General features: G+C 45.4%; 5 protein-coding genes. 4 read left to right on the top strand and 1 reads right to left on the bottom strand.

The genetic code is table 11. The annotated features are described in order from the left end of the window. Positions 1-217: 217 nt before the first annotated feature. Positions 218-1390 carry a DUF4885 domain-containing protein gene (locus tag QMZ64_RS09685; RefSeq protein ID WP_265624950.1) on the top strand — a complete coding sequence of 391 codons (1173 nt, stop codon included), beginning with the start codon at positions 218-220 and terminating at the stop codon, positions 1388-1390. A 444-nt stretch (positions 1391-1834) separates the two neighbouring features. Next, a complete protein-coding gene (locus tag QMZ64_RS09680; RefSeq protein ID WP_265624949.1) occupies positions 1835-2746 on the top strand; it encodes a macrolide 2'-phosphotransferase in 912 nt (303 codons plus the stop codon). Positions 2747-2781: 35 nt separating this feature from the next. Here the strand turns inward: QMZ64_RS09680 and QMZ64_RS09675 are convergent, their stop codons facing one another. Beyond that, positions 2782-3201, bottom strand: coding sequence for a MarR family winged helix-turn-helix transcriptional regulator (locus QMZ64_RS09675; RefSeq protein WP_243943720.1), 420 nt, complete (start codon positions 3199-3201; stop codon positions 2782-2784). A gap of 277 nt (positions 3202-3478) precedes the next feature. Here QMZ64_RS09675 and QMZ64_RS09670 point away from each other — a divergent pair, with 277 nt between their 5' ends. Both QMZ64_RS09670 and QMZ64_RS09665 read left to right on the top strand, forming a co-directional pair. After that, on the top strand, positions 3479-4990 hold the full coding sequence (locus QMZ64_RS09670; RefSeq protein WP_265624948.1) for a class I adenylate-forming enzyme family protein: 1512 nt from the start codon (positions 3479-3481) through the stop codon (positions 4988-4990). Between the two features lie 123 nt (positions 4991-5113). After that, positions 5114-6328 (top strand): serpin family protein, encoded by a 1215-nt coding sequence (locus QMZ64_RS09665; protein WP_265624947.1) that lies wholly within the window; start codon positions 5114-5116, stop codon positions 6326-6328. Positions 6329-6398 lie beyond the last annotated feature (70 nt).

Below are 6398 nucleotides of genomic sequence, written 5' to 3'. Positions count from 1 at the left end.
AAAACTAGATTTCACTCACATTTTAACAAAAAAAGCTTGTCGATCAAGCCACTTTTTATGGCTTTGTCGACAATCTGTGGCATCCGTTTATTCGGATGCCTTTTGATTTTTCATCCAAATTGATGAGGCTGCTATGTAAATTACTGTTTAATAAGGTTAATATAAACATAATTAAGCCGATATAGGGATTATAGAAAGAATTGAGGAGAGGTACCCAATGCGTCTCAATAGTCAATACATCCATACACAGCTGCTGGTCCAGAATATGTTGAAAAGGAATCCGGCTGATACAACTGTAAAAAATGTCTCTTCCGATATCACTGCCCTTGCGAAGAAGGCCAGCGGTCAAGCGGGAAGACCATCGAAGGAAAGTTTGAGTAAGCTGAACTACTCAAAGGACAGTATTGTGAATCATGCCGAAGCTTTCAGGCGCGCATACGAAGCAGCAAATGATCAAACTGTGGCAGAAACGAAGATCAATGCCCAAAACCCCTATGAGTCAGAAAGTGATATCAGGAAAAAAATCTTAGATGAAAAATACAGCAAAATAAATGCACTGAACAAAACGAAACCTGACCCTTTAGGCTATATTAAGGATAAATACAAAAATTCCAATTCCCCTTATTTCAGAAATGACCTGTCGGCAGCAGAAAGACAAGCTGCATATGACAATGAAACGGAGTGGCTGTTCAAAGGAAAAGCGCAAAACTATAATATGCAGGATGCCGCGTTTCGAAATGTGAATTTTAATGGGGAAGTAGAGGCGGAGAATGAGAAAATATATCAGCGCAGCCAAGTCAACAAACAGCTTCAAGCGCTGCTGGATCAATATCATATTGCCATTCCTGCGGATGCGGCGCTCACCTTTACAATTTCACCGATTGATTATCAAGTAAAGGTGAGCGGAACAGATGATGAGCAGCTCATCCATCAACTTGAACATATATTGCAATCAGGAGAAAATGGCAAACAGTTATTTCTGCATATCATGAAAAGTTTGAGCAGCGATTCAGCCCAATATTCCAAAGAAGCGCAGCAAAAATATCAGACGGTTCGCGAGATATATGAGGTGACAGGCTATCACCTGAAGGACTTGGAAGTGGTTGATGGCCGATATGTAACTCCTGACGGTCGTGATTTGTTAGATGTGTATAAAGAAGAGCTGGAGAAGGACCCTGTCCAAAAGAAAACGGCTCATTTCGCAATCGCTCATTATGGAGCAGAGCTGAACAGACTTGCGGAAGCCGGATATGATTCTGTTCCGGATTTTATCTTATCTATTGACTACAGCAACGGATCTTTGCGGGATACAGGGCAAAAGAAAAGCTATGGAACCGGGGACACGGCATGGCTAAGAGAATTAAAGCGGCGAACGGGTGTGAATCATTAATTTAAAAGGCAGGAACGCACCCCTTTTTCCGCTTCGATAAGCAAATTTTCCTTTATCAGGATGATTTTCTGAATAATTGAATTTTGCGTTGCGGGTCATTCCAAAACCTGTTAAAATAAGGCTAACTTTGATGAACGGAGGGATTTCCCAAATGGCATACATCAGATTCCGATTGAACTTTGTCCTCGCTAACTAAATCGTGAACAAAGTCTCTGCCTGTGTGCAGGGTAATCGGGATCAGTCTGCCTGTTTTTAGGGGACCCTTATGCAATAACAGAGGGAGAGGCGCGGATTCCAGCGCCTCTTTTTTTGCCTTTAAAAATAGCTGATCTGAAGCTTGCCTTCAGTTTATTTGTCATATCTTTTTTCCGTTTACTTTCCAGCGCAGGCAGACGACCTGTGCTTTTTTTTATTAAAAACCTTCAGTAAAGGGGAAAATCGTATATGACAACTGTAAATGAGCAAATTGAACATACATTAAAACTTGCGGAAAAACACGGCCTTCGGCTGAAACGAAAGGATGCGGAAATCAACGAGTCCGGCATGGATTTTCAAGTCGTCTTTGCCGAAGATGAAGCAGGTAAGAGATGGGTGTTGAGAAAACCGCAGCGCGACGATGTGATTGAAAGAGCGATGTATGAAGGGAAAGTGCTGAAGCTGCTGCAAAACCGCCTTCCTGCCGGAGTTCCGGATTGGCGCATTCATACCCCCGAACTGATCGCATATCCGGAGCTTCCGGGGGTTCCTGCCGCAGTCATTGACATGGAGATGAAGAATTACGTTTGGAACATGGATCATGAGCCCCCGGCTGAAGCCTTTGTCAAATCATTGGCGAAAACGCTCGCGCTATTGCACGGCATCGATCATAAAGCCGCAGAAGAAGCGGGCATGCATGTGATGAATCCGGATGGCGTCAGGCGGTCAAAAGCAGAGCAGATGGAACAGATTAAAAGAGAGCTCGGGGTCAGCGGCGAGCTTTGGGAAAGGTGGCAAAAGTGGCTGTCCGACGACTCGTATTGGCCTGAACATACCGCGTTTATCCACGGCGACTTGCATCCCCCGCATATTTTGATTGACCAGCATCAGAGCATAACTGGGCTGTTGGATTGGACGGAAGCGAAAATCGCCGACCCGGCAAAAGACTTTCTTTTATACGAGACGATTTTAGGAGAAGCCGAAACCGCCCGGCTCATCTCTTATTATGAAAAAGAAGGAGGCCGGGTCTGGCCGCGGATGAAAGAGCATATTACGGAATTGCAGGCCGCCTACGGCATTGAAATCGGCATGTTCGCCCTGCAGACAAAGCAAGAAGAACACTTGAAGATGGCGCTGGACGCGCTTGGGGTCAGACAATAAAAAAAAGGGCTGTCGATTTCGATCGACGGCCCGTTTCACATTATAATTTTTTCAATCATAGCAAAAAAAACCTTTTTTTCTTCTTCTGACAACTTGTCGAAGAGCTTGTCGATCAAGGCCTGGCGGTTTTCCACCATCTGTGCGGCGATCCTCGTTCCTTCTTGCGACAGTTCGATCCAGACGGTGCGCCGGTCATCGTTATTTCTCGATCTGATCACAAGGCCCTCTTTCTCCAAATGGTTCAGAGCTGTTGTCGTTGCTGATGGAGACAGGGCAACCTCCTGTAAAATCTCCTTTATTGTACATGTTTCGTGTCTGTAAATGATACGCAAAATAAACCCTTTGCCGCTCGTGATACTTTTCGGAATCGTTTCTTCGTCCAATTTCTTTGAAGACCGCAAATATTTCGTGAAAGCATGATCCAATAGATTCGCTTCAATCCGATGGTGATTCATGAAGGTTTCCTCATTTCCGACATCGTGTAGTAGATCAGCCATTTCAAGCTGACCAAACAAACATAGGTCTATTTTATCATAAGCGAATGCTCCGCAAAAAACGATTTTATGAATTTTAACATGAGTCATTTAATTTCTTTTGTTATCAATTCATAAAGATAATAATTCTATTATGAAATAGTTTTACAATGGATATATTTTGTTTTAGAATGAATTTGTGCGTCACATAATCTCACCAGGTTTTGTGAGAAACAATGAAAATTTGGAGATGAAAATTTTGAGTACACTTCAGCAATTAATCAATCATCATATGGAAACGTCAGATGGGTTGGAAGCATTGTCCGGAGGAGATCGAACGTTTACGTTCAAAGCGTATCATCAACGGGTGAACCAGCTGGCTCATTATCTGCTGGAGGAGGGTGTTCAAAAAGGAGACCACATCGCGGTTTTATGTAAAAATAATCATCATTTTCCCGTCATTTTGCTGGCGTCTCTTAAAATCGGGGCGACAGTCGTGCCGTTAAGCTGGCAGCTGACATCGTATGAATTAAAAGGAATCGTGAACAACTGCCGGCCGAAGGTGATGTTTTATGACTTGGAATTTGCCGATATACTAACGCCGCTCCGCGAACAGCTTCAGTTCTGCCTGATGATTGAAGCGGGTGCGGGAATGAACACGACTGAACAGTTTGAGAGCTTATTTAAAAACAGGCCGCTGGGGGTGGAGGCCGACCAGGTGACCGAGCATGATTTGGCTTTAATGCTGTTCACCTCGGGCACGACCGGAAATCCGAAAGGCTGCATGGTCAACCACGGCAGTCTGGCAGCATACTTGACAGAGGTGAACGTGAAATCGAAACAGCTGAAAGGCATGCGCTTTTTAGCGAGCCATCCGCTTTATCATATGAGCTCGCTCAACCATGTTTTTCAGGCGGCTTTTGAAGGAATTGGCCTTCATTTCTTATGGGATCCCGAACCGTTTGAAATCCTGCAGGAGATTGAGAAGAAACGGATTCATATGATGATGGCGTTTCCTTCCGTCTACACTTACATGCTGGAGGAAATGAAAAGACATTCATTCGACCTGTCATCAGTGAAAATGCTTGTCTCCGGCGGCACCAAGGTGCCGGCGCGGCTGATTAAGGAGTACAATGACATGGGAATCCTGATGGTGCAGGGGTATGGCAGCACAGAAGCATGGACGGTCAGCGTATGGCGGCCTGACATGGGCTGGGATAAAGTCAATTCAGCCGGCAAGCCGATTCCGCAAGTCAGCATAAAAATCGAAGACCCTGATACACATGAAGAGCTGCCAAGAGGCGAAGTCGGAGAAGTCGTCGTCAAAAGCCCGTATGTTTTTGAAGGGTATTACCAAAATCCTTCCGCTACGCAAAAGGTGCTGAAAGACGGCTGGTTTTATATGGGGGACTCCGGCAAGCTTGATGAAGACGGATTTTTATATATTACCGGCCGGTATAAAGACGTCATTGTCTACGGAGGCGACAACATTTATCCTGACCAAGTGGAGGAGATCATCGATCAAGTGCCCGGAGTCGTCGAATCGGCCGTTATCGGCGTCCCGGATGAAATGTACGGGGAAGTTCCGAGGGCATATGTGGTGAAAAACGAAAGCTCCGGCCTCAAGCAGGAGGACATTATCGCGTATTGCAAAGAGCGCCTGTCCGACTATAAAATTCCTGAGATCGTCTTTACCGACAGCCTTCCGAAAAACAGGCTCGGCAAAATCGTCAAAAAGGATCTGCGCGAACTGGCTGTTAAAGGACAGTGAGCGCATAACAGAAAGCTTATCCAGCAATGGATAAGCTTTTTTTGCGGATTTCTTGCACCGGCTGCCGTTTTTTGTAACGTTTTCCAATGCTAAACCCACTACAACAGTAGGAGGTGTTGACAATTGAAATCGAAATGGAGTGCGATGGTGCTATGGACCGGTCTTTTATTGCTGGCCGGATGCGGAGTGCACAAGGAGGCTGATCCCCCGCCCGTCAGATCCGCGCAAAAAACGGACGCCTCGTTATCTGAAGCTGAACAGCGGTTTGCGCTCGCATTGTTTCTAGACATGATAAAAGAGGAAGGAAGCCGGAAAAACATCTTCCTCTCGCCTTACAGTATTCACCAGGCACTTGTGATGACGGCAAACGGTGCCGCGGGAGACAGCAGAAAGGAACTGCTCGGCACTTTAAACCTCAACCAGACGGATATGACATCGATCAACAGGATGTCACAATCTGTGAATCGTTCGCTAGAAACGCTGCCTCACGGCGAATTTTCATCGGCCAATTCGATATGGTCCAAAAGGGAGCTGAAAGAAAGCTTTCAAGACGCGATCAAAGGCCTTGGCGACGCCTATCAGCTTCATGATGATCCAAATCGGGCAGCAAAAGAAATCAACGGCTGGGTCAAAAAGAAAACGAAAGACCGCATTGATCAGATCGTTGACAAAGTCTCGTCAAATACGATTGCCTACATCATCAATGCCGTCTATTTTAGAGAAAGCTGGAAGCATCCATTTGATCCTCACATGACAGCGGAACAGCCATTTTATTCAGCGGACGGCTCCGCAAAAAAACACCCCATGATGACGCAGACTAACCGCTTTCCTTATCTGGAAAACGAACATTTTCAAGCCGTCAAGCTTCCCTTTCAAGACGAAGGTCTCTCATTAGCTGTTTTTCTGCCGAAAAAAGCGGCAAGTCTTGAACAGCTTCTGGCTGGCATGACGTATGATCAGTGGCGCGCCTTACAGAAGGACTGGACGATGAAACAGGTGGAACTCAAGCTGCCGCGCTTCTCATTTCAAACAGACTACATGTTAAATGAACCGCTTAAACGGCTTGGAATGAAAACCGTGTTTAGCAGCGCGGATTTTTCAAATATGTTTGCCGGAGAAGGCGCCGCTCAAATTGATAAAGTCAGACATAAAACATTTATCAAAGTGGATGAAGCGGGGACCGAAGCATCCGCGGCAACGGCGGTTGAGATCATCGAATCAGCTCCCGTCCCTGAAGTGACGATGACTGCAGACCATCCGTTTTATTTCGCGATTGTTGATGAAACATCCGGAATGAACCTTTTTGTGGGCAGTGTGGCAGAGCCATCGGATGAGTAAACTTGGAAAAATTATATTATTTTAAAAATATTCATTAAACTTCCAATTTAATTACCGATATAAGGAAGGG

The organism is Bacillus sp. LB7, assembly GCF_030449715.1.
GTDB classification, from domain to species: domain Bacteria; phylum Bacillota; class Bacilli; order Bacillales; family Bacillaceae; genus Bacillus; species Bacillus paralicheniformis.
This window is presented reverse-complemented; position numbering and strand designations above follow the sequence as displayed.

Excerpts from the sequence above, each read along its gene's own strand:
- QMZ64_RS09685 (WP_265624950.1), top strand. The coding sequence starts at position 218 with ATGCGTCTCAATAGTCAATACATCCATACACAGCTGCTGGTCCAGAAT.
- QMZ64_RS09680 (WP_265624949.1), top strand. The coding sequence starts at position 1,835 with ATGACAACTGTAAATGAGCAAATTGAACATACATTAAAACTTGCGGAA.
- QMZ64_RS09675 (WP_243943720.1), bottom strand. The coding sequence starts at position 3,201 with ATGAATCACCATCGGATTGAAGCGAATCTATTGGATCATGCTTTCACG.